This is a genomic window from Paraflavitalea sp. (genome assembly GCF_059502485.1).
Map to the genome: position 1 here is coordinate 367,439 of NZ_JCACET010000010.1, position 25,151 is coordinate 392,589.

General features: G+C 46.0%; 22 protein-coding genes. 18 read left to right on the forward strand and 4 right to left on the reverse strand.

The window, feature by feature from the left end:
• Positions 1-391: 391 nt before the first annotated feature.
• Entirely contained in the window at positions 392-850 is a 459-nt protein-coding gene (locus tag AC5JBY_RS18720) for a DUF6934 family protein (protein WP_495906164.1), read from the forward strand.
• A gap of 9 nt (positions 851-859) precedes the next feature.
• Positions 860-1,012: a hypothetical protein gene (locus AC5JBY_RS18725; protein ID WP_495906165.1), complete on the forward strand. Its 153-nt coding sequence runs from the start codon at positions 860-862 to the stop codon at positions 1,010-1,012.
• A 56-nt stretch (positions 1,013-1,068) separates the two neighbouring features.
• Here AC5JBY_RS18725 and AC5JBY_RS18730 read toward each other — a convergent pair whose 3' ends face one another.
• The gene (locus AC5JBY_RS18730) at positions 1,069-1,734 is read right to left on the reverse strand and encodes a 3-keto-disaccharide hydrolase (protein WP_495906166.1); all 666 of its coding nucleotides are present in this window, start codon (positions 1,732-1,734) and stop codon (positions 1,069-1,071) included.
• Between the two features lie 155 nt (positions 1,735-1,889).
• Entirely contained in the window at positions 1,890-2,267 is a 378-nt protein-coding gene (locus tag AC5JBY_RS18735) for a VOC family protein (RefSeq protein ID WP_495906167.1), read from the reverse strand.
• 493 nt (positions 2,268-2,760) lie between these two features.
• Here AC5JBY_RS18735 and AC5JBY_RS18740 point away from each other — a divergent pair, with 493 nt between their 5' ends.
• From AC5JBY_RS18740 to AC5JBY_RS18750, 3 genes are read left to right on the forward strand one after another with little or no spacing between them, the layout of a single operon-like run.
• A complete protein-coding gene (locus AC5JBY_RS18740) occupies positions 2,761-3,819 on the forward strand; it encodes a sensor histidine kinase (RefSeq protein ID WP_495906168.1) in 1,059 nt (352 codons plus the stop codon).
• Positions 3,816-4,535 (forward strand): LytR/AlgR family response regulator transcription factor, encoded by a 720-nt coding sequence (locus AC5JBY_RS18745; RefSeq protein WP_495906169.1) that lies wholly within the window; start codon positions 3,816-3,818, stop codon positions 4,533-4,535. Before AC5JBY_RS18740 ends, AC5JBY_RS18745 begins: the two co-directional genes overlap by 4 nt.
• 34 nt (positions 4,536-4,569) lie before the next feature.
• The gene (locus tag AC5JBY_RS18750) at positions 4,570-6,303 is read left to right on the forward strand and encodes a CocE/NonD family hydrolase (protein WP_495906170.1); all 1,734 of its coding nucleotides are present in this window, start codon (positions 4,570-4,572) and stop codon (positions 6,301-6,303) included.
• Positions 6,304-6,311: 8 nt separating this feature from the next.
• Here AC5JBY_RS18750 and AC5JBY_RS18755 read toward each other — a convergent pair whose 3' ends face one another.
• The gene (locus tag AC5JBY_RS18755; protein WP_495906171.1) at positions 6,312-6,545 is read right to left on the reverse strand and encodes a T9SS type A sorting domain-containing protein; all 234 of its coding nucleotides are present in this window, start codon (positions 6,543-6,545) and stop codon (positions 6,312-6,314) included.
• 351 nt (positions 6,546-6,896) lie between these two features.
• On the opposite strand from AC5JBY_RS18755, the gene AC5JBY_RS18760 reads away from it, so the two are divergent.
• The 6 genes from AC5JBY_RS18760 (at position 6,897) to AC5JBY_RS18785 (ending at position 11,589) form a co-directional block, all read left to right on the forward strand.
• The gene (locus AC5JBY_RS18760; protein ID WP_495906172.1) at positions 6,897-7,322 is read left to right on the forward strand and encodes a DUF6157 family protein; all 426 of its coding nucleotides are present in this window, start codon (positions 6,897-6,899) and stop codon (positions 7,320-7,322) included.
• Between the two features lie 91 nt (positions 7,323-7,413).
• The gene (locus AC5JBY_RS18765) at positions 7,414-9,033 is read left to right on the forward strand and encodes a hypothetical protein (protein ID WP_495906173.1); all 1,620 of its coding nucleotides are present in this window, start codon (positions 7,414-7,416) and stop codon (positions 9,031-9,033) included.
• A 169-nt stretch (positions 9,034-9,202) separates the two neighbouring features.
• A complete protein-coding gene (locus tag AC5JBY_RS18770) occupies positions 9,203-10,090 on the forward strand; it encodes an EamA family transporter (protein WP_495906174.1) in 888 nt (295 codons plus the stop codon).
• Positions 10,091-10,162: 72 nt separating this feature from the next.
• A complete protein-coding gene (locus AC5JBY_RS18775) occupies positions 10,163-10,486 on the forward strand; it encodes an ArsR/SmtB family transcription factor (protein WP_495906175.1) in 324 nt (107 codons plus the stop codon).
• Positions 10,486-10,917: an SRPBCC family protein gene (locus AC5JBY_RS18780; RefSeq protein WP_495906176.1), complete on the forward strand. Its 432-nt coding sequence runs from the start codon at positions 10,486-10,488 to the stop codon at positions 10,915-10,917. The genes AC5JBY_RS18775 and AC5JBY_RS18780 overlap by 1 nt, the downstream gene beginning before the upstream one ends.
• 30 nt (positions 10,918-10,947) lie before the next feature.
• Positions 10,948-11,589, forward strand: a complete 642-nt coding sequence (locus AC5JBY_RS18785; RefSeq protein ID WP_495906177.1) for a DNA alkylation repair protein — start codon at positions 10,948-10,950, stop codon at positions 11,587-11,589.
• Between the two features lie 27 nt (positions 11,590-11,616).
• Here the strand turns inward: AC5JBY_RS18785 and AC5JBY_RS18790 are convergent, their stop codons facing one another.
• Positions 11,617-12,291 (reverse strand): TolB family protein, encoded by a 675-nt coding sequence (locus tag AC5JBY_RS18790; protein WP_495906178.1) that lies wholly within the window; start codon positions 12,289-12,291, stop codon positions 11,617-11,619.
• A 1,320-nt stretch (positions 12,292-13,611) separates the two neighbouring features.
• Here AC5JBY_RS18790 and AC5JBY_RS18795 point away from each other — a divergent pair.
• The 7 genes from AC5JBY_RS18795 to AC5JBY_RS18825 all read left to right on the forward strand — a co-directional run bounded on the left by AC5JBY_RS18795 (position 13,612) and on the right by AC5JBY_RS18825 (position 25,098).
• Positions 13,612-16,749: a SusC/RagA family TonB-linked outer membrane protein gene (locus tag AC5JBY_RS18795; RefSeq protein WP_495906179.1), complete on the forward strand. Its 3,138-nt coding sequence runs from the start codon at positions 13,612-13,614 to the stop codon at positions 16,747-16,749.
• A 17-nt stretch (positions 16,750-16,766) separates the two neighbouring features.
• A complete protein-coding gene (locus AC5JBY_RS18800) occupies positions 16,767-18,449 on the forward strand; it encodes a RagB/SusD family nutrient uptake outer membrane protein (protein ID WP_495906180.1) in 1,683 nt (560 codons plus the stop codon).
• A gap of 19 nt (positions 18,450-18,468) precedes the next feature.
• Positions 18,469-19,155 carry a hypothetical protein gene (locus tag AC5JBY_RS18805; RefSeq protein ID WP_495906181.1) on the forward strand — a complete coding sequence of 229 codons (687 nt, stop codon included), beginning with the start codon at positions 18,469-18,471 and terminating at the stop codon, positions 19,153-19,155.
• Between the two features lie 29 nt (positions 19,156-19,184).
• The gene (locus AC5JBY_RS18810; RefSeq protein WP_495906182.1) at positions 19,185-20,159 is read left to right on the forward strand and encodes a hypothetical protein; all 975 of its coding nucleotides are present in this window, start codon (positions 19,185-19,187) and stop codon (positions 20,157-20,159) included.
• A 342-nt stretch (positions 20,160-20,501) separates the two neighbouring features.
• Entirely contained in the window at positions 20,502-21,320 is an 819-nt protein-coding gene (locus AC5JBY_RS18815; protein WP_495906183.1) for a polysaccharide biosynthesis/export family protein, read from the forward strand.
• Between the two features lie 11 nt (positions 21,321-21,331).
• Positions 21,332-23,722: a GumC family protein gene (locus tag AC5JBY_RS18820; RefSeq protein WP_495906184.1), complete on the forward strand. Its 2,391-nt coding sequence runs from the start codon at positions 21,332-21,334 to the stop codon at positions 23,720-23,722.
• Positions 23,719-25,098: a lipopolysaccharide biosynthesis protein gene (locus tag AC5JBY_RS18825; protein ID WP_495906185.1), complete on the forward strand. Its 1,380-nt coding sequence runs from the start codon at positions 23,719-23,721 to the stop codon at positions 25,096-25,098. The genes AC5JBY_RS18820 and AC5JBY_RS18825 overlap by 4 nt, the downstream gene beginning before the upstream one ends.
• The last annotated feature ends 53 nt before the right edge of the window (positions 25,099-25,151 follow it).

Sequence of the window (25,151 nt, forward strand, 5' to 3'; positions counted from 1 at the left end):
CTTAACCTTTAGTTCTTCTGGATATTGGATCAGGATAAGGCTTGGTTGTTCATTAAATAATATTGTTTCCTTTGGTTTTTCGGATATTGGCATCCCTATTTAAGACTGGTTTTTCATGGATACATTGGACTTGGGAAACCGTATCATTTAATCAACAATACAAAGCTACAATCCAGCGCCCGCGGGCACAAGAGCAAAACCGCCCTTTCGCATCACTTCACCATCTACGGGCTATTTCGTAAAATTACGGGCAAGAGTATAGGACAATAAAGACGCGGGCTTTAGTGAGTTCACACGCGATGTTCGCTATGAGAAAGTTCTATATGCAGGTTCGCAGCATTCAATATATTACAAATAATTACATAATATTGCGCTCCAATTATGCTTGCCAATGAACTATGAAAAATATGAGCCCCTGTTGATTTCAGGAGATGCACTTGATTTTAAGTTTAATAGTATAGGACCTAAAGGAGATATATCAATAGTTGTACAGTTTGCACCTACCAATGATCCTGCAATTTATAACCTCGCCTTTGGAAACCAACTACCGGATGGACATATTGATGATCATATTAAGAATGACAACCTCGACAGAAATAAAATTTTAGCGACTGTTGCAGCAGCCGTATATGAGTTTTCAGCGCGTTATCCTGATAAGTCAATCTTCTTCACAGGCAGTACCCCCAGTCGGACAAGGCTATATCGCATGGCCATAACTAACAATCACATTGAACTAAACCTTGACTTTGAGATTTATGGTGTAAACCTCATCAACAATATCTTCTGGGCAGAAGGGTTTAAAAAAGGTAAAGAATATTACGGATTTGTCGTTAAGAGAAAAAACAATTAAATTTGTAATATGAAGGCAAAGAAAAAGTTAAAGGGGGCTGCTTCATTAGGAGTTAAACTCAAGAGAGATAAGTCTCTTGACCAACTCTCTGGGAAAGTGTTGTTTCCTGAAAAACTAAAAGAGGCAAATAAAGTAGTTAGCAAACTTAAATGGGTACAGTAATGTACATCGTTACATAACATCGAGCCGCCATCATCATGGCGGCTTTTTTTATAGTATCATTTTAAAGTTTTCACTGCAATGTTCCTGAAGTCAATCGGGGAGCCTTCGTATTGCAGTAAAATACGGCCGGTTTTAGAAGATGCATTCGTGCCTTCGTTGACCAATATGCCGTTTAAGTATTGAGAACATTTCCCTTGAATATTCCTGATAAGAATGGTATTCCATTGTCCTAAAGGTTTCTCTTGCTCACTAAGCCGTGACACTGCTACGCTTTTCCCGGGAGCACGGGTTGTATCACGCACGGTCAGTGTTACATTCTCTAACAATATTAAGTCGCCGGTAGCGCCCTCTTTTACCTGGAACTGGATACCTGCAGGCCACAACATATCATGCGCAGTATCCGGCACATTGTACATTACACCGCTGTTCTTCTTGCCACTGCCCCGTTGATAAGCCGGCTCCATATTCCAGCGGAACTCCAGCGTCAGTTCGAAATCACCGTAGGACTTGTTAGACATCAGGTAGCCCGCCTTATCGCCATGCAGACGGATCATGCTGTCTGTAAATTGATAGACATCGCTCGCTTTTTCGTACTTATGATCTTTTACATAAGCATACCAATTGGCAACGCCATCATTACTGAGCGATTTACCGGAATGCAGCTTATTAGAACAACTAATTACGAGGAAGATGGCAGAGCAGAACGTCAGGGTCTTAAACATACAGGCAGTTGAATAAGTAAAGGCATCAAAATAAAGCATTTTGATCAAATGCCCGCAGTGATAACAGCGTACTAACAAACAAACGCAACTTAAATGAGTAAAGCATATCGACCTGTGGCCGCGAAGGTCCCAGGTTTGAATCCTGACAGGATCATCTATCGCGAGTGCTGGTAAAGGCTCAGTATGTTACCACCGGGATCGCGGAATAGCGCTACTATAGCTGAGGAATTGAAGTCGGGCTGTAAAGTAATAGTGCCGCCATGCGCAGCCACTGCCTCGAGGGTTTTCCGCATGTCGGTAACCATGATGCTTACCATCAGGCCCGAACCGTTGGCGGGTTCCCGGCCGGTGACCCAGGCGCCGCTAACCTCGTTTACGCCGTCATCAAACGACACAGACCCGTCTTCGCGTTCGCGGATGGTCCAGCCAAAAACAGCCTCGTAAAAGGAAGCAGAGACAGCAATATCAGTGGCTGGGAGTTCTATATAGCAGATCTTACCGTGACCAAACGTAGGGTGGTTATTGCTTTCCATGGTTTTTCTTTCAAAGTACATAAAAAGATAAGGCCCTGAAAAATCAGGGCCTCTAAATCGTTTGGACGGTCATCAGGAAAATAAATCACACAGCTTTTCCCGGATAATTGGATATCGACATTGGATTTTGAAGGGCCGTTAACTGATATTGTTTCCTGGTTTTTGGATATTGGTTGCTATCAGAGCCTTGGTTTTTCTGGATATTTGGCCATGGGCGCCGTTGGATTTTTGGAAACCGTATCAATTAATCAACAATACAAAAATACTTATCCCCACTTGTGGATACAAGAGCAAAACTGCCCAATCTCTGAACTGCATCAACTACGGAGCGAATCGTAAATTTACGAACCCCTGTAACCTGATAAGACTGAATAACTTATCCAGTCAGGTTCATCGCACAACGCCCATCACCCGCTGAAACGCGCTCCTGTACTTTGTTTTCATCATAACGGATAGATTTTGTTGGTTTGCGATACAAACAGACGACACAGCCATGAAAGCTACACGGAGCCTATCACTTTACTGGAAATGTCAGCTTACCGGCTGGTCCGTGGCTTCACTTTATTGGAACTTTATAGGGTTTATAGGCACCAATTTCAGCCCCTGGCTGGCAGTTATCCACTTTGTAGGTGATCTTCTTATCTATATTCCTTTGACACACCTGTACCGTACGATCTCCGTGCGCCAGGGATGGCATCAGCTCCCGCCACGTAAACTTCTCACCAGGCTCATACCTGCCGTGGTGATCCTCGGAGGCCTTTTTGTAATACTGACGGTTGTTAAAAACCACCTCATCCGGTATTGGTTCGAATATGGTTTTACCGGAACACTGGAAGAAAGCTTCCGGGCGGCAACCCTTACGACCTTTATGACCGGCATGCGCCTCATGAGCATCTGGCTGCTGGCTTATTATGGTTATCATTACGCCCAGCGCGAGATCAATGCCACTAAAGAAAGCGCGCGGCTGGCCATCATTGCCAAAGAGGCGCAGCTCAATAATCTTGCGGCCCAGCTCAATCCGCACTTCTTCTTCAACTCGCTCAACAATATAAAGGCGCTGGTGATGGAAGACCCACAGGCAGCCCGCAGGGCCATCGACCTGCTCTCTGAAGTGTTGCGTACAGCTCTATATAACAGGGATACGCCGCTCATTACTCTGCAACAGGAAATGGCATTGGTGGAGGATTATCTTGAACTGGAAAAGCTACGCTTCGAACAACGATTGCATACAGAGATAGCAATAGATGTTCAGCTGGCGCACACTCCTATCCTACCATTGAGCATACAAACCCTCGTGGAAAATGCGATCAAGCATGGGATAGCTCAACGTAAAAGTGGCGGAACGATCAGCATCAAGGTTGAACAGCACAATGGCCACCTGCAGGCAACCGTGCAAAACCCGGGCATATTACAGGGGCAACACAATGGCGGGCTGGGATTAAAGAACCTGCAGGAGCGCCTGCAACTGCAGTTTAGCGGCAAAGCCAGTCTGCACCTGACACAGTCAACTACTGAAACCGTATTAGCCACTATCACAATGCCGCGCCCATGAAGCCCTACCGCACCGTGATCATCGATGATGAACGACTGGCCCGTGAAGAGATCAGGCGCCACCTCCTGCCTTATAACGATTTTGAAGTGGTGGCAGAAGCGGCAGACGCCGACGAGGCGGAGCAACAGATCAATATGCTTCAACCCGATCTTATCTTCCTCGACATACAAATGCCGGAACGCACCGGGTTCGATCTGTTGGAATCGCTCGATGAATTGCCCGAAGTGATCTTCACTACGGCCTACAACCAATATGCCGTACAGGCGTTCGATGCCAACGCGCTCGATTATCTCGTAAAACCCATCCGTGAAGAACGCTTTGCACAGGCGATAGAAAAGATCAGGACAAAACTCTCAGCCAGGACCAATGCTACTGAAACACTGCCCGGCACGCATACGTTGTTCATTAAAGAAGGGGAACAATATCACTTTATCCAGGTAAAGGACATCTACCTCATTGAATCTACCGGTAACTATGCCCGGCTGTACTTTGGCAACAAAAAGGCATACATCAAACGATCGCTCAATCAACTGGAAAAACAGCTTGACCAGGCAACGTTCTTCAGGACCAGCAGAACTGCCATCATCAATACCAACTTTATCAAGGAAGCACAACCGCTGCCCGACGGAAGACTACAGGTAAGTCTGCACACAGGTACTGCACTTACTCTATCGACCCGGCAATCGGCAGCATTCAAAAACAAGAGCAGACTATAGCGTAAATAACTCATTCATTTTTAAAGACACTATTATGAGAGCATTTTTCTCACTGGCACTTCTATGCCTGATAGCAAGCATTCGATTGACTGCACAATCAACATCCATCAAAGACAGCAGCACGAACCAACAGTACATCATCGACGACAGCGTACTGATCAAAACCAGGGATGGCGCTCATATTTCTGCATTGGTAGTAAGAAAAGCAGGCGTTACTATGCCACAGCCTGCCATCCTCGTCATTACCATTTATGCACGCAAAACCGATATCAAAAAAGCGATAGCAGCAGTGGATAAGGGCTACGTGGGGATAGTAGCCTATACAAGGGGGAAAAGATACAGTCCTGATGCGATAGTGCCTTATGAACATGAAGGCGCCGACGCCTACGATGTCATCGACTGGATTGCGCATCAAACCTGGAGTAATGGCAAGGTAGGCATGTATGGAGGTAGCTATAGTGGCTTTGTGCAATGGGCTGCTGCCAAGCACCTGCACCCTGCGCTGAAAACCATTGTGCCCTCTGCTTCTGCTGCGCCAGGGCTCGATGTGCCCATGACCAACAATGTATTTATGAGCTTTCCCTTTCCGTGGATCTATTATACTACCAATAACAAATGGCTGGACACTGCAGATTATAATAGTCGTCAATGGGGCGATGTATACGAACGATGGTTTGAAGAAGGACGCTCCTACCGCGCACTCGACACGCTGGCCGGACGTCCGGGCAATGCGATCTTTCAACGCTGGCTCGATCATCCTACCTATGATAAGTATTGGCAAAGCATGATCCCTTATCAGCAGGATTTTGCGCGGATCAATATTCCTGTGCTCACTACTACCGGCTATTACGACGGCGGACAAATAGGCGCCACTTATTATCTCCGAGAGCACCTCAAGTACAACCCTAACGCTCAACACTATTTATTGATTGGCCCCTATGGACATTTCGGATCACAAGGTTATCCCGATTCGGTATACAACAACTATCGCATCGATCCAGTAGCGAACATTCCTATTCATGCTATCATTTACCAATGGTTCGATCATATACTCAAGGGTGGTCCTAAACCAGCTATGCTAAAAGACTATATCAACTTCCAGGTGATGGGCGCCAACGAATGGAAGCATGTGCCCACACTAAAGCAAATGAGTAATCATACGCTGCGGCTTTATCTAACCCCTGATAATAAAAGCGCCCATCATACACTCAGTCCACAACGACCGTTAAAACAACAGGCGGTAAGTCAGCAGATAGACTTTACCGATCGCACAAGCCGGCGCAGCTATTACTACGCCAATAGCATCATCTACGACAGCGTGTTTGCCAACGGGCTGGTGTATAAGACAGCTCCATTGCAAGAGCCCCTGCAAATAACAGGAAGATTTACGGGAGAGATCGTAGCCAGCATCAATAAGAAAGACATGGACTACAGCATTGCCTTGTTTGAACAAATGCCGGATGGAAGATACTTTTACTTATCGTACTATATGGGACGTGCGAGTTTTGCGCGCAGCAACACCAACAGGCAACTGCTAACACCAGGGAAAAAAGAAATCATTCCTTTTGACAACAGCTACATCACCGGCAGGCAACTTAGTAAAGGAAGCAGGATAGTAGCCATCGTGAACATCAACAAAAGCCCCTTTGAGCAGATCAATTACGGTACCGGCAAAGACGTGAGCACCGAGACCATTAAAAATGCCGGGGCGCCGCTGCTTGTACAATGGTACAACAACAGCTACCTCGATATACCTGTGTGGAAATAAGCAACCAGCTACTGCCTGGTCAATTGAACACTCTTGACCATTTTGTTATCATACAACACCTGCAAAATGTAAGAAGCCCGGGAAAGGGTTCGCATGTCGATCTCCTGGGTCGTTTTGGTGGTAACAACATTGGCTACAACATTACCTGAAGCGTCGATGAGGCATAGCTGGCTTCCGGGAGCCAGGCCAGCAACGGTAACAACATCATCAACCGGGTTAGGGCGTACTTTGATGGTAAACATGTGAAACGATTAAATCCCCTGGGCCCATGCCAGACCGGTGGCGATCAGCAGGGCAAGCAACAGGAAAATGGGTAATAAATACTTTTTCATTCGAAAAAATAAGTCAGTAAACAAAACAGGAAAATATGTATCAGGATCAATGTCCACTGCTATAAATAGCAGCCTGGACTAACAGGGGAATCAAAAAAGGATATCACAGTAGGCTACATCAAATGTAAGAAAAAAGTCATAATTCCCAATAAACTGGCAAATTAAAAATCATTCAGGCCTGCCAAAAGCCCTGGCATACTGACCGGAAATTGTGCTAACTTGGGAGAGTACACTTGACCCGTTTATCATACATCGAAAGCCATGAAGGATTCCAGGACGCACACCACTAACTACCAAAACACTTTCATTGAGGTAGCCGACGATTGCCCGGTGAGAATAGGAGAAGTACCTCCACAAAAAGGAGATAACAAAACTGTAGCCAATAGCCAGTTTGACCTCATTGCCAACAATCCCTACAAATACACATCCGACGATGTACTGTTCGAGGTGTTTGCCGAAAGAAACCAGATCAGCCGTACCGAACAACCTGCCGCACGTGAACAATTCTTTGCCAAAGGGCAACCTTGCCTCCGCTCCTCTCCGCTGGCCAAACGTTATGGCTGGGGTGTGCATAGCGATGGCGAAGGCAAAGTGGCTATCTATGCTGTTGATTCACCCGAGTATAAAAAGCTGGCCAAAGACAAAACGCTCCAGCACGTAAGGGCCATGCGCTCCCGCCGGGGGTAGGCTCTATCACATATTTACATTTCTTTAGGAAAATGGCTATACGCTACCGGGTAAACGATGCGTTTGAGAAGGCATAACCCTTCACGACATTATGTTAGCCAAACAAATGCACGCCCTGCTTATAGGGATGGTCCTGTTTACCACAGGCATAGCCCAGGTAAAAGACTTGCCAGTATATGAAAACGGGCTCGTATACGACCCGCCAACCATGGCACGCCTGAAGTATGCCGTCGACTCGCTCAACCTGAAGTATAAGCAGTGTTCATTCAATACCACCTATTACTCAGTCAAACAAGCCATAGGACACTATATAATACTCGATACCGGTGATATAAAGGCTGCCTTCCGGGATATACAAAATGGCATCTCTTACCAGGCATTCAAAGAAAAATACCCTCTTGCCAAAATCGATTCTAATAACCTCTTCACAGAAAGTGCTGAAATAAACTTTTGGAAACAAAATACGCTTGAATACACCAATATAACCGCAGATGAATATGATGATCCTTTATGGGTAACTGCTAATTGCGTAGGGGTCACCGAGAGCTGCCACAAGAGGCTGAAAGGGAAGCTCGGCCATTGGATCTTCGATTACGATGATCCTGAAGAAACATCTACGTATTTTAAAGAAAAAATACGCGCAATATATCTGTTAACGCCGCCTGCCACCCACCCCCTTCCTGAATCCTATGCTCGCAACATTGTATATACCGACTGTCTAATAGATACTAACAGCACCATGTTCCTGGAAAACGCCATATCATCGAGATTTTATTATCTCGAAGAGGATGAAGGTGGAGAACCACGTAAAAACAGTCCTAAGTATGACCGGTTCATGAAATATGTGAAGCAACATACCAGTAAGGTGCTGCAAAAATATCAACGTACACACAAAGAGGAATCCGGCCAATATAATTGGGATAGCGTAAGACACCGGTACATACAGGACAGCCTCAGTACCCGGCCGTTTTTCAAAACACTTTTGAACGATGCAATAGCAGAAGCATTAAAAGGGAAATACATTACGGGAGAAGATTTTGAGTATTTTACGACAGCCTACCATTCAAAAGAGGCGGCTCTCCTGATGAAACGCAATAAGATCGTGGTGGGCCTGTGCAGCAGAGACAATTCACCGCGCCGCCACATCATGGAAATCGGACAAATGGCGGCAGCAGTAGCCGATTGGCCGGTCTTTATCCGGGCACACCTTGACATTATGAATGACTTTGCGGAGCGGAGTTTCAACTCCAATTATGCCCAACAGGAACGCGAAACTTATATCCGGGAACTTGAAGAGCTTGACATAGATGTAACCAACCTGCTTATTGGTACAGCACTGCACGTGAGTAATGGCGCTAAAAACCATTACTTCAGCTCGGCCAGCAGGGTGGGCAGGGCTTTTGCAGAAACCAAACACCGTGCTGCATTCGAGCAAAAGCTGCTCACCATGATCGCCGATGAACAACTCGACGACTACAACAGGTACCTGCTGCAATACCTTTTTCTGGATTACGTCTATTATCTACCTAAAAGAACGGATCGAATGAGCGGACTTCAGCTACTGATAGCAGCCAATAAGCGTACCCCACCCTATATGCGGGTAAAATTCGATCCGGAAAGATACAGCCTGAGTATTATGGCGGGCGCCCGTGCAAGAAAACACCCCTATGCTGAATTGCCTGAGATTGGATATTTCTTGCTATTATTGTAGTACAATTGAAGATACAAATGAATCACAGAATACTTTCCTCCACACCTCCTCCTCCGGTTGCATTTGCATAATGACCGGAACATTCTATATTCTTCGCGGTTTGTAACCACGTAGCCCGGTTGTTATTGCATTCTCTATTAATGCCTTTTTATTATTACAACCGGAAACAATGACTAAATACATATTGATGGTTTTCGCCGGAGCCTGCAGCTTCGGTATACTCTCTACGTTCGTAAAACTGGCGTATCGTGAAGGTTATACGGCCGCCGGTATATCTGTTACACAAGCCTTCACAGGCATGCTTGTATTGTGGCTGTGTGTTTGGCTGAAACGTAAACAACAAAAGACAGCAATAAAGGCCAGCGGCGCTGCCAACTGGCCGGTATTGATTACAGGTGCCGCCATTGGCCTTACTACTTTCGTGTACTATGTATCCGTAAAATACATCCCTGCATCGGTGGCCATTATTCTGCTGATGCAGTTTACCTGGATGGGTGTATTGCTCGATCGTATCATCTTCAAAAAGAAAGCGGATGCCATACAGCTGATCACTATTGCCGTGATACTGGTGGGCACAGTGTTGGCCAGCGGGATGACACACCTACAAGTTGATGGCGCCTTCATAAAGGGGACACTATACGCACTTGCATCAGCATTTCTGTATGCCATCTACGTAGTAGCCAATAGCCGGATCGGCATTACGATACCAGCATTGAAAAAAAGCGCCATCATCATGACCGGCTCAACCATCGGAATAGCGGTCGTGAATTTTCACCAGCTTACCGTTGGGCATCACTTCGATGTGGGATTGATCAAATGGACCTTGTTCCTTGCACTCTTTGGCACCATCATCCCTCCTGTACTTTTTGCACAGGGCATACCCCGCATAGGCGCAGGCATCAGCGCCATCATTATGACAGCAGAGCTACCGGTAGCTGTAATATGTGCCGGTATTGTGCTGGACGAGCCAATCGCTCCGCTACAATGGGCCGGGATCATTATTATGCTGCTGGCCATCGTGTGGATGCAGTTGCAGAAAATCCGGCCTATGCAATAAGCCTGTTATAAAAATAAAAATTGCACAAGTAAATGCTTGTACTTATATTTACAAGCAAATACTTGTGCTTTTATGGAAGCCAGAAGAGACGTTTTTCAAGCGATAGCAGACCCTACACGAAGGGCCATTATTGGTATTGTTGCCAAAGGACCTGCCAATGTAAATTCCATTGCTCAACAGTTCGACATCAGCCAACAGGCCATTTCCCTGCAGTTGAAAATATTGGTAGAATGTGAGTTACTGGCGATGAAGCAACAGGGACGCGAACGTATTTATGAAGTGAAACTGGAAAAGCTGAGCGAGGTAAATGAATGGATAACGCAGTACAAACAATTTTGGGAGACCAAACTGGACGCATTGGGCAAATTTCTTAAGAACACTAAAAAATCCAAATAATGGACAAGAAAATAGTAGTAATCGAACGTACTTACGAAGCTCCCATAGAAACAGTTTGGGAAGCGATTACCAACAAAGACCAAATGAAACAGTGGTACTTTGAAGTTTCTGATTTCAAAGCGGAAGTTGGATTTGAATTTCAATTTTCAGCGGAGGGCAATGGGAAAATCTATGTGCATAAGTGTAAAGTTGTTGAAGCTAACCCAATAACAAAACTTGCTTACACCTGGAGTTATGAAGGTTATGCGGGGCACTCATTGGTAACTTTTGAATTATTCAGCGAAGGCAAGGACAATACACGTTTAAAGTTAACCCATGCCGGTTTGGACACATTCCCGAAAGACAATCCGGATTTTGCACAATCGAGCTTCAACGAAGGCTGGAACAGCATACTTGGCCAGTCTCTCCGCAAGTTTGTGGAAAAGACGTGATATTCCCTGAGAAAAATAAAAATGATTGTCATGAAATACTCTTCAAAAGCTGAAAACATTTTGGGTCAGATCGACACCCAAACCAAGCTGGGAGACATACGGAAGATTGCGAAGGATATCAAGATGGATCACGAGTTGGCTACAGAGCTATGGTCTACCGGGCGCTTTTATCCCCGGCTATTGGCCATCCTGATTATGGACAATAAGCGCGTTTCACAGGACTTTATTAATGTGCTTGATAGCGACATGCAGATTCATCCTTTGGACGAGCAAAACCAGCTAATGGACTGGTTTATGGCGAATCAACTCATGAAAAACAAGAAAACGATTGCACTGATTGAATCATGGGAAAATAGTCTTTCTACTCTTCAGAGACGGATATTCTGGTATTACCAGGCTCGTTTAAGGTGGACGGGACAAACACCGCCTGCAAATACTCCAGAACTATTAACTAAAATAGAAGCTAATATTGCTAAGGAACAACCAGCAGTGCAATGGGCGATGAATTTCACAGCGGGCTGGATTGGAGTTTATGAAAAAAAATACCGGAACCGGTGTATTACCATTGGGGAGAAAACAGGCCTTTATAAAGATGAAATGGTATCAAAAGGTTGTACACCCGATTATTTGCCAGCGTTCATTACCATTGAAAGTAACAAGCGAAATTTATAATCAAGCTACTACTCTTATCCAAAACATTTACCTGCATTTCCGATCAATATCCGCCAGCACATACTTCGCTTTTACCCATTTCACATCGAAGTCACTGCTGAAGAACAGGTATTGACCATCCTGAGAGAAGTAAGAACAATACTCATAAGTAGGTGTATTTACCCGCTTGCCGAGGTTAACGGAAGGACACCATTTGCCGGCTACCAGTTTGGAACCATACAGGTCGGCCTCGCCAATGGTGTCTTTTCTTTCGGCAGCGGTGAAGACCAGGTAATCTTCTTTAGGGGAAATGCAGGGATCATGCTCCGTGCCGGCAGCATTGATCGCCGGACCCAGGTTTACCGGTGTGGTATATTCACCGTTGACCAGCTTACTTACATAAATATCACCCGAACCATAACCACCGGCGCGAAAGGAAGCGAAATAGAGATTGCCATTTTCAGCAAAAGAGATATAATACTCTGTACTATCGGAATTGATAACAGCAACATTCTCGGGCTCACTCCAGCCACCATTCAACGGGTGCATGCGCCAGATATCATAATCACGAAGCGTATCTGCAGCATTACGTGGCCGGTTGGAAATGAAATATACGGAGCCATCCGGCGCAAAAGCAGCATCAGCTTCCGCATAGGCAGTATCAGCAAAGGGTGCAGGCTCAGAGGCGCTCCATTTTGAGCCATCATAATGAGACACCAGCATTACCCATTTCTTCAGACGCCGGGTGAAATAGTTTAGAACCGCAACCTGTCAGGCACAAGCACGCCCACACACCAAGCCCGGCGGCATGCTTGCGCCAGAGACGGAATACCAGGCAGACAACACTGCCGGAAAGGCGCAGGAAGTTCATGGCTAAGTACTTTCAATAAATATACGCCCTCTTGCCCACCCCACCTCTCTTCTACACAGACAGCCGTTTATACGTGATAGCTTGTTGTTATTTCTCCAGGGATGGGCATAAAAAAGCCCCGCAGGTGCGGGGCTTAAAATCTTTTGGACGTGATTCAGATGAACATTAACCATGAAGATTTTCCGGGATAATTGGATAATCGATACTGGAATTTTAAATGGTTGTTTAAATGATATTGTTCCGGTTGGTTTCTTTTTGGACGTTGGACTCTGGACGTTTGGTTTTTCCTGGATATTGCGGTCTTTCAGGATGTTTGGATTTTTTCGGAAACCGTATCATTTATCAACAGTGTAAAAGTAGTTTTACAAATCCTTTAACACAAGAGGAAAACTGCTTGATTATCAAATTTCAGGATTTTACACACCTGTCGTAAAAATACGAAATCCGAATCCCGAACCTTTACGATCACCTGTACACTTATATCTTAAAACCACACGTTTTACCCTTGAAACACTTACTGGTTTGCCCGGAGCAATCCGGTATTTATCACTTACTTACTTTTCAATAAGAATAACAACCCATACGATCAAAAAAGCAGTCAATATAATACAGTGGTTTTTGTGCCTTAGTCCGCTGTACTTCCTAGTATCGCTATTGATCGTATTTTACTACGGACACAGCAAAAGCCCACAAGCAACCGCAGCCAATGAGATAAAAGGACTCGAGACCTTAACAGAGATAACGAATCCTTTATTTTTATTATGCACACTGGTGATCCCCGTTTGGTTAGTACTGGGCATTGCAGATTTACTGGACAAGTATCAAAAGCCAAATTATATCAGGCTAAGCCATGTTGGGGTTTTCTTTATAAGCATAATACTATTCATAGTAACACTGAAAATTGTGCAAATTCAAACCTCTGTAGAAGTACTTGGATGGTTTTGGGATTAATCATAATCGTGTCTATAATACACTTATATACCCTTTGCAATACTCTTCGCTCAAAATTATCATGACTCCACTCCATATGTAAAGTAATCTTGCTACGATCCTCATCAGGGTAAAAATTGGTTAATCTTGATTAAGATACATTAATAAGCCTCCTGCCATTTAAGATAATTTTAACACGACTTTAAGGACATTTTATTTACATCAAAAACCAAACTCTCTGCATGAGAAAATTTACTCTCCTGCTGTCCATTCTATGCACAGTACTTTCATTGTCTGCTCAAATTCCCATTAAAGGGGTCGTGCAGGATTCCAAGGGGAAGCCTGTCGAAGCAGTTTCTGTCATGTTAAAAGGCACCAACGTAGGTGCACAAACAGATGCAAGAGGCATATTTAACATCCAGGCAAAGGCCGGTGATGTACTTGCGCTCAGCGCTGTTGGCTTCAACAGCCAGGAAGTGAAAGTCGGTAACGATCTAAGCATTACTATCACACTGAAAGAATCAGATTCCCGCATGGAAGGTGTCGTGGTGATCGGTTATCAAAAGATCACCCGTAAAAAAACCACTGCGGCTATTTCCAGTATTTCGGGTAAGGAAATAGAGAATCTGCCGGCAGCCAGTTTCGACCAGTTATTGCAAGGTCGTCTGTCGGGTGTAAACGTACAGAACTTCTCCGGGCAGCCCGGCGCTACACCCACTGTATCCGTACGTGGCAACTCACTCGTGAGCCGCGAATTCGACACAGATGGTTACAACGTTATCAACCAGCCATTATATGTAGTGGATGGCGTTCCTCAACCTTCAGAAACTTATACCAGCCCCAACACAGGTACAGGTACCAACTACCTTGCAGGCATTAACCCCAATGATATCGAGTCGATAGATGTATTGAAAGATGCATCTGCTTCTGCCATCTATGGTTCAAGAGCGGCCAACGGCGTTATCCTCATCACCACCAAAAAAGGAAGGACCGGCGCCCCCCGGGTTGCGCTTGTAGTATATGCAGGCATCACCCAGCGGCCTGAATTGCGCGATGCTACATTAGGCACTTCGGAAAGAAGGCAAAAGATGGCCATTCTCCAACGCCAGCTTACTTATGCCAATCAGCGCAATCTGCCCATGATGTTAACAGACAGTCTGAACCCGGCCTTCAATGGCAATACGGACTGGCAGGATATGTTTTACCGGACGGGGATTATCAAAAGTGCCGATCTTAGCCTGAGCGGTGGCTCCGAAGGTGGAATGACCTATCGCTTCAGCACCAGCTACTTTGACGAAGAAGGTATCATCAAGGCCACCGGCTTCCAGCGTTATGCCATGCGCCTGAACATGAACGCCAAATCACTCAAGGGCAAACTGGATATCAACCCCATCATCTATTACTCCCGCACTGATCGTGCCCGTGGCAGCGGTAGCTCAGCCAGCCCCATTGACCTCAGTGCAGGTAATATGCCCTCTTCGCTTTTCGCCATCGATCCTGAAAAAAAGGAGTTCCTCCTCGGACAATATGATAAGAACCTGGATAAGAACGTTGGCAACATGTTCTCGTTCAACCTCAACCTGACCTATGAGATTACCAAGAACCTGCGGTTGAGCTCCCAGTCTTCTTACATGCTAAACTTGCAGAGAAGAGATTATACGCGCACCAATGCACTGGAAAACAACAACGGTAACTATTCATCGGCCTATTCCAGCAACAACGTGAACCTGCTCACGTCTAACTTCCTGACCTATACGCAGTCCTTTTCCAAGCACAATATCAGTGCAGTAGTAGGTTCAGACGTGCAGTTCAACGAGAACCAAACGATCGCAGCATCAGGCTCCAACGGCGTATCAGACCAGATACAAGTGGTACAGGGCTTCATGCAGAATCGTATAAGAGCTTCATCCGATTACCAGGCATTCGGGCTGTTGTCATTCTACGGCAGGTTGTCGTATGACTTCGACAGCAAGTACCTGTTATCTGGTAGCTTGCGTGGAGATGGATCTTCCCGTTTCGGTAAGAACAACAAATGGGGCTTCTTCCCCTCTGCATCCGTAGGCTGGATACTCTCAGAAGAAAACTTCTTAAAAGCTTCCAACCTGCCATTTACCCTCGTTAAATTAAGAGGTAGTCTTGGTACATCAGGAAGCCTGCCAGGTTCTAACTACCTGCAGTATAGCCTTTACAATGTAAACGCTGGTGCATTTGCCGGCAACACAGGCTCGGCTTCTTACAACGGACAAGCTGCCGTGACACCCAACTTTGCCAGTGGCGTGGCGCAGAAGAACCTGAGCTGGGAAAAATCAATGCAGTGGAACATCGGTACAGACCTCGAATGGATGAACGGAAAATATGCCGCCTCCTTCGATGTGTATAACAAAGAGAGTTCCCTGCAACTGTTCAGCGTATTATTGCCCGTAACGACTGGTTACGATCAGGCCATGACCAACTCTATCGGCGTAAGGAATGCAGGTGTGGAACTTACCTTCACTGCTAATCCGCTCTCCCGGAACAGCCCGGTGAAATGGCAATCAACTTTCAACATCTCTTATAATAAGAATACCATCATGAGTCTGCCCAATGGCGGCAGAGACCTGCCGATGAGTGGTGACCGCTTTGACAAAGCGCACATTCTTTCCATAGGCAGACCGATCAACTCATTCTACCTGTACAAAACATTGGGTGTATTCCCCACGGATGATGATGTACCAGGCAACCCCTACACAGGCGATCGCCTCGGCGGCAATGGCGCCTACCAGGGTGGAGAATTTTACCTGGCCGATCTCGATGGCAATAGCTTCATCGACATCTATAACGATTGGGTAAACCCAGACAAATTTCCTGTAGGCGACCCCAATCCTAAATTCACCGGCGGCTGGATCAACAACCTTACCTGGAAAGGATTTAACCTGAGTGTGTTCTGCACCTTCACTTTCGACAGGGATGTGCTCAACCTCTTTGAATCGGATATCTTCAACACATCCTCCTTTGCAGATGCCCGTGAATTTGCCCGTTACTCTACTCCTGACTTCGATAAGATCGATATCTGGAAGAAACCAGGCGACAAAGCAACTTATGCCAAGTACGACATCGGTTCCTGGAGAGCATACTACACCAGTGCACAAACCTTCTTCCTCGAAAAAGGTGGCTACTTCAGGGTGAAAAGTGTGAACATGGGTTACAACCTGAACGACGCGGTAGTGAAAAAGATCGGCATCAGCAGATTGCGCGTTTTTGGTATCATCGACAACCTGCTCATGATACAGCAATCTAAAAAGCTCCCGGATGCAGAAGCAGTAAGCCCCTATGGTGAATACAGCGGCGCCGGGTACCCTATTCCTAAAAAGTTCACAGTAGGATTTGAAGTTAATTTTTAATGGTAACAGACAATTTTATGAAGAGAATAAATATCTATACAATATGCCTGGTAGCTGCAGTATGTTTATTGGCGGGCAGCTCCTGCAAAAAGCTCCTCAACCAGGAGCCTAAGAACTCAACTTATGCTGATGCATTCTGGAAGAACGCCAGAGATTACAGGTCGGCCATGGCAGGAAACTATTCACTGGTACGTGCCGCCTTTTTCGGTCCCGATCCAGGTGATAGCTGGAGCTACAATGGCGGAAAGATCTATTATTATATGTACGGAGACGCCATGGCTAAAAACTATTTCACCGTACAGTATCAGGGTGACCGCGGCGGAGCAGATGGTCTTGAAGCCATTCAGAATGGCGACTTCACCGGTAGCTATAACTACAACTCACTTGGCAACTGGAGCAAGCATTTCAAGTCCATCGCCATGTCTAACCTCATCATCGAAAAGGCAACAGCTGTATCGCCCGACCTCTTCACGGATGAAGAAGAGCCGGCAAAATTCAGGAACAGCATCCTGGGACAAGCCTACTTCCTGCGGGCGCTTACTTACTTTGCCATGACGCGCGTGTGGGGTGATGTGCCCTTGATCACTTCTACCTATGAAGACCCTATCTCTGCTCCACAACTGCCAAGAAATCCCAAAGCAGATGTTTACACCCAGATAGAGAAGGATGCAAGAATGGCTGCCAGCCTGCTTAGCTGGGGCTATGAGAACTCCAGCGAGTGGGGCGTTATTGCCAACAGAGGATCGGCCTATGCCCTGCTTACCCACTTCTACCTCTGGCGCGGTACGATGAGTAATGTGAACAGCGACCAGCCCAATATGCAGGATATCAACAGCGCAGATACCGCTATCGATAAGATCACGACGCTCGGCGGTTATATGCTTACCGATACCAGCCGCTACTACAATACTTTTATCGGCAAGAGCGGCGAAGGCATCTTTGAGCTGGCAGCCAGCGAAGACAATCTCGAAGGTTCAGTAGGCCATATCGGCATGTCCTTCCTCCGTGGTGATTACGTAAACAACTTCGGCTCCAACCCACGCTTCTTTGTGCCCCAGGCTTATCTGAGCAGGCACTTTAAGATCAGCGGTGAATTTATTCCAGCGCATTGGTGGTGGAGTGGCACACAATGGATCTGGCTGCCTGATGAAAATAAAACGATCTCCGACACTACCGATGTTCGGTACAGGAAGAATTTCGATTACGTAAAACAAGACAGACCTTCCTGCATCAAGTATGCAAACGTATACTACAGAAGCCCCAACAAACGCGAGCCCTACCTCAGCAACAATATGATCATATTCCGCCTGGCAGATATGATGCTGCTGAAAGCAGAGATCGCACTGTATAAGAACAATCCGGATGCTGCAGCAGACATCATCAACTTCTTCAGAAAACGGAATGGTGCACACATCAAAAATCCTGCTGATCCAAATGATAAAGACCTCATTGTAGCGCATGGACTTACCAAAGCACAAGTGATGGAACAATATGTTATCGAAAGAGGAAAAGAACTGTTCCTCGAAGGACATATTTTCTACGACCTGCTGCGTACCAGGGAGTACAAGAACAACGTAGACTGGCTGCCAGTAGATGAGGTACGGTTCAAAAGAGAAGGGTTTTATCTGCCGCTCGACCCCCTGCTCTTCCGCTACAACCCGCTGCTGAAGCAAACCACGTACTGGATCGGTAAAGTTTAATCAAGGAAAAAAACAACTTATGAACAGGTATATTAATCTTACAATCATCATAATCGCCGTTGCCTGTATGACATCCTGTAAAAAGGATGGTTATAAGAACGACGGGGGCAAGAGCAATGCATTCGTGAACATGAGTACCTACGACTTCCTGAAGTCGCAGCCTGTATTCGACTCACTGGTCAAGATCATCGACCGCGCCGGCATGAAGGATGCAGTGAATGGCAACATTACTTTCTTTGCTACCACCAACTACGGAGTTGCTGACTTCGTTCAGGCCAGGAAAATAAAACGTGGGGTGCAACTGGGCAATGAAAACCTGCCCTACTCCATCGACAGCCTGCCTGTAAATGAAATGAAGGACTCTCTTAAAACATACATGTTTGAAGGAAAGATCAACCGTGACCAGATGACGGTAACAGGGCAGCTATATAACAGCGTGCTGGGTCCTATCAACAATATACAATTCCTCATCAATCTCAGGAGGACGCAGGACTACGGCGACTACCTCAACAAAGTGGACTATGTACGTTTTACGAAAGTGATCGGCACGCGGGATGACCTGCAACCCAACCCGGCTTCCGTTCCTGCTGCAGAAAAAGACATGCCGTTCGACTGCCAGACATCGGGGATCATTACGACGACCGGTATTATCCATGTACTGTCCGGCAACCACCGATTATTCTTTAATACCGAAAGGTTGAACTAAACCGGCCAATCCTACTAAATAAATAATTCATGAAAAAGATAATATACATAGCAGCAGCCCTGTTGGTGATCTTAACAGCCTGCGAAAAGATCCAGGAAGGGTTTATGAGTGACCTGGTACGTTACAAGGATAAAGTTATCCTCTGTAAAAGAGGTATGCCACTCGTGAAATCTGCTCCCATTGAAGGTGACGGCTCCACGCCTCCTTACACCTTTAAAATGGTGAACCTGCGTACCAAAGATGGTAAACCAGCCCCGAAGGAATTCGATACCGAATATGAGCTCCTCGTTTTTAAAGATGGGCTGGCTTTCAATCCGGAAACCGACACCACGATTGCGCTCCTCAACTTAAAAAGAGAAGTGCAGAAGATAAAGCCCATGAACTTTAATGAAAAGAGCGGGCAGATCGTATTCAACAGGGGTTCAACGCGCCTGCCGCTCGGAGAGTACGACTTCGATGTGGAAATGCAAAACGTACGCGGCACCAAAGTGTTCCCTTCCATCGGACAGATACAGGTGCTGGACCCTTATAATGAAGATTATTTCACCTTCATCAGCTCTGGCGCTGCCTCAGCAACACCCACCGAAGCTTTTACTGACATGAAGGCTCCACAGGTAACCTGTACGCGTGTTTCAGGAGAAGGAGCCAGGGTGATCCTCAAAATAGTGGACAAGAACGGAATACCTTTCAATCCAAAGTCAGGTGAGATCATCCGCAGAGGTGACCGTCCCACTTTCGAGAACTATGCCCGCTTCAATAAAGTTCAGGTTACAGATACTGCTATGATCTGCGATTTTGAAGTGGCTCCCTTCCCCATGGCCAAATACGTGACACCTGCTACTGATTGGGGATACCTCATTTATTATCGCATACCCGCGAATTTTGTACATGTAGACAACAAATCTGCCAGGTCAGAATCAGCCAACCCCCGATTCGAATTCCGGGTGATGATGGAAGGCACTTACGTAGTACAGGTAAGATTATCAGATGCCGTAAGATTATAATGAAGACCCAACCATCCCTACTCTATTTATCCTAACCCATTATGTGATCCCAACCGTTGGTTGGGATCACTTTTTTTTGCTATATACAACACACGTAATATTAATTTACCGTTATCACATACAACCCCATTCATATATGTTCAGGCAGGGTCTTAAATAATTAAAAATTAAATAGGTAGGTTTATAATAAACACCATTTTGTCCCGTTTTTAGATTCTATATCCCCTTTTGGGAATTGGACGGTTACTTGCCATCAACTTATTTAGCATCATTTGCCTGCCCGGGTAGTCGATACATGAGCAGGCCCATTGAAAAAACCATTAGTTAAAAATCTAATATCAGATGAAACCCATGAGCCGGTTAAGTCTATCCATTACTATCACTGCATTCGTATGCATTATCATCTTTGCCAGTTCATGCGGTACAGATAAAAAGATCACCTACTTCAAAAACATCCCCGATACAGTTTATCAGGGTGCCAGGAATATCCCAAGCCTCGGCTTCAGTGATCCGGTCATCCAGCCCAACGACATCTTACAGGTTTCCATCCTTACACTCGACCCACAGGTCAATACAGTATTGACAGCGGGCAACACTACTTCCTTTGCCATACAGCCTGGCTCCTCTACCTCACCAGTGGCACCAACGCCCATATCGGGATTGCTGGTAGATAACCAGGGCACCATCGAATTGCCCGTGATCGGCAGGATCAAAGTAGCAGGCTTAACTACCTCCGTAGCGAAAGATTCTATCCGCAACAAGGTCTCCCAGTTCTACAACAGCCCTGTAGTCAACGTTCGTTTTGCCAACTTCAGCATCACCATACTGGGCGAAGTAGCCCGCCCGGCCTCTTATGTAGTACCCAATGAAAAAGTAAGCATCCTCGATGCCATTGGCATGGCTGGTGATCTTACCATCTTCGGAAAGAGAGAGAACGTGCTGCTGATACGCGATTCATTGGGACAAAAACAATACGTGAGGTTCAACCTCAACTCAGCCGATATGTTCAGCTCCCCCTACTTCTATCTGAAGCAGGGTGATATGATATATGTAGAACCGGGCAAATCAAAGATCGCTTCAACAGATGCGGTTAAAACAAGAAACATCAGCCTGATTGCCACAGGTATCTCTTTATTAATTGTGATTTTCTCAAGAATATAGACCGATTATCCATGCAAAAGAAAGCGCCGGCAGATATCACCCCGTTCGACGATACAGAAGCATCGCATGAAATGATCTCTTTCCAGAAGATCATTTCAAAGCTTTTATCCCTATGGCCCTGGCTGATCCTTTCCGTGTCCGTCAGTCTGGCCATTGCCGTCTTTTATTTTAAGACCTCCCCTCGTCAATATAAAATACGTGCTTCGGTACTGGTACAAGACGATAAAAAAAGTTCTGAACTGGGAGGCGCCAGCATACTGCAGGACTTCGGGCTGCTGGGTGGTAAAAGCAATGTGGATAATGAGGCAGAGATCTTCAAGAGCCGTACGCTCATGGAGCTGGTAGTGAGGAACCTGCAGCTCAACGTACATTACTTCATACCTGGTCAACTGCAAAATACAGAGATCTATACCGAAAGCCCGGTAGTATTGACCATTATCAAAGCAACAGATTCATTCCCGGGCAAATCACTGGGTTATAAACTGGAGTTTGACAAAACAAACCCCACCAACTTCACCTTAAGCAACGAACACTCCAAGCTCAAAGGACATTTTGGCGATACGCTCTACCTGAGTGAAGGCGCCGCCGTCATCAACCCATCCAAAGGATTTGGAAGATGGCCGGCAGACCAACCGCTCGAGATCACTATCGGCTCGATCGATGGCACTACTCAATTCTACATGGGATCGCTCACGGTAGACATTCCCAACGATGAGGTCAGCGTGATCTACCTTACGCTTACAGAAACCCTGCCTGAGAAGGGACAGAAAATACTGAACGCACTTATCAATACCTACCTGCAGGCCAACGTGAACGATAAGAACAGGATTGCCGATAGCACGATGAAGTTCATCGATGAAAGGCTTTCTCTCGTATCACGGGAGCTATCGGGCATAGAGAAAGATATTGAAGGATTTAAAACAAAAAACAAACTCACCGACCTTACCGAACAATCACGCATGCTGCTCGATAATACCAGCGAGTTTTCCAAGCAGCAAACTACCCAGGAAGTACAACTCTCCGTGATCGAAGCACTGGAGCAGTTCCTGAAAAGCACTCAAAACAACGCGCGCATTGTTCCCTCATCGCTGGTGATGCAAGACCCCAGCTTTGTGGCCCTCGTACAGCGGTACAATGAGATGCAGCTGGAGAGAGATAAAATGCTGTTGAGCCACACGCCCCAGCACCCTTCTATCCTCAGCCTGGATGAACAACTGATCAATATGCGCGGCGAACTGCTGAGCAGTATCAACTCCGTAAAGCAAGGATTCTACGTAAGCATATCGGAACTTAAAAAGCGTAATAATGGTGTGGAAGGCATGATCAGCAAAGTGCCCTCTAAAGAACGCATCTTCCTCGACTACTCAAGACAACAAGCTATCAAACAAGAGCTTTACCTGTTCCTGCTGAAGAAACAGGAAGAAACAGCGATATCCAAATCATCCACACTTGCCAACGCCCGGATCATCGATATGGCCAAATCTGAATCATCTCCTTTCAAGCCTAAAAAGAGCATGATCATGATGACGGCCTTCCTCATAGGTGTGTTAATTCCACTGGTGATCAGCTTTGGAAAGGACTACTTCAATAACCGTGTTAATTCGATAGAAGACATCAATGCGCTTACCAGCGCACCGGTGCTGGCTGAAATAGGACACAACAACGAGAAAGACGTAGTGACCATCTCGCTCAGGTCGCGTCAGCTGATTGCCGAGCAACTCCGTTCACTCCGCACCAACCTGCAATACCTGCTGCCGGGAGAACATGAAAAAACAATCCTTGTTACTTCCAGTATGAGTGGTGAAGGAAAATCATTCCTGTCGATCAACCTGTCGGCAGCACTCGCACTGGCCGGCAAAAAAGTGATCCTCCTGGAACTTGACTTACGTAAACCCAAGATCACTGAAAACCTGAACCTGCGTAAAACAGGCTTTTCCAACTACATCATCTCCAACGATGACAACTGGCTTCAATGGACACAGCCATCCGGTGTAGATGACAACTTTACGGTGCTGCCATCAGGTCCTCTGCCGCCCAACCCAACAGAATTGTTGATGCTGCCCAAAACGCAGCAACTGTTCGAAGAGCTGAAAAAACATTACGACTATATTCTCATCGACAGCCCGCCCGTAGGCCTGGTTACCGATGCAGAGATCATGGCAAGCCATGCCGATGCCACCCTGTACGTAGTGCGTCACCGCCTTACTTACAAACAGCAGATCACGCTGATCGAGAAGTTCAACCGCAAGAAAGTAATGCCGAAGATAAACATCATCGTCAACGACGTACTGCTCAAAAAACGTGGCTACGGCTATGGCTATAGCTACGGATATGGATACGGCGTGTATGACAGTGAGGTAAAAAAAGAGAGAAAAACAGCTAAAAAAGTAGCCGTACGATGAGAGCAATGCTACCCACCCTAAAACTGTACAAGAAAATATTACCCGGCACCGGTAAGGGCCACGCATTGTCAGAAAACATCAAAAAGAACATCTTCGGCGGGCTGCTCGTCAAAGGACTGAGCATCATCATCAACCTGCTGTATGTTCCTTTGCTCATCCACTACCTCGATAGCGAGCGGTATGGCGTATGGATCGCCCTCACCTCTTTCCTGTCCTGGTTCCAGTTTTTCGACATTGGCATCGGCAATGGCCTCCGCAATAAACTGACCCAGGCGTTGGTAAACAAAGACCACGACACCGCCAAAAGCCTGATCAGCACCTCTTATGTATTGGTATTCCTGATCTTCAGCGCTATTGCGCTGATCTATTGTGCTATTGGGTTTTACATCAACTGGGCAGGTTTCCTCAATGTAAAACTCGTCGGCAACCATGAGTTGCAGGTGTTGACATTGATCGTGTTCACCAGCCTCTGCCTCACCTTCGTAGCGCAGCTGATACAACCTATATTATTTGCCATACAGAAGTCTGCACTCAGTGTGGCCTTCCCTACGATCTCGAACCTCATCAGTTTTATCACCATTTATTTCCTGTCCAGGACCAGCCTGCCCCCCTTGCTCACCGCGGGCGTTGTATTGAGCGTCGTACCGCTCTTTACATTCATCGTTGGCTCTATCATCCTGTACAATACCTGGCTCAAACACATCAAGCCCGGTATAAAACACATCGACTTCAGCCATGCAAAGCATATTACAGCGCTGGGGTTCAAATTCCTGTTTATACAGATAGCTTCCATCATCCTGAACTCGAGCGCCAGCATCATCCTGATCAAACTTTTTGGTCCCGACCAGGTGACCATTTACAACATCGTATTCAAGTATTTCCAGGTGATCCTCATTCTCAATGCTATCGTGGTAACGCCCCTTTGGTCGGGCTTCACCGAAATGCTGGTAAAGAAAGATTACAGCTGGATCAGGAACACCATCAAAAAGATCAACAAGATATCCCTGGTGCTGAGCCTGGGCATCCTGTTCATGACGGCCATCTCTCCCTGGGTATTCGAGCTTTGGATCGGGGATAAAGTGAAAATACCCATTGCCATCACCATCACCATGGCGCTGTACTTTATACAGATCGTGTTCATCTCCGTATACAATATGTTCATCAACGGATCGGGGAAGATCAAACTGGCCATGTACTTTACCTTTTTCGAGATAGCCGCCTATATATTGCTGGCTTTTGTGCTCAGTAAATACGTAATGGGTGTTTATGGCGTTATAGTAGCTTCAATCATTACCAAGTCGTTCACATTTGTATTACAATATATTCAGGTAAATAAAATTATTGACGAAAAAGCAACGGGAATATGGAATAAGTAAGCCATTAAACCAAAAGATCTAACGAAAGCTGATTCTCTTAACCCCTGGCCAAA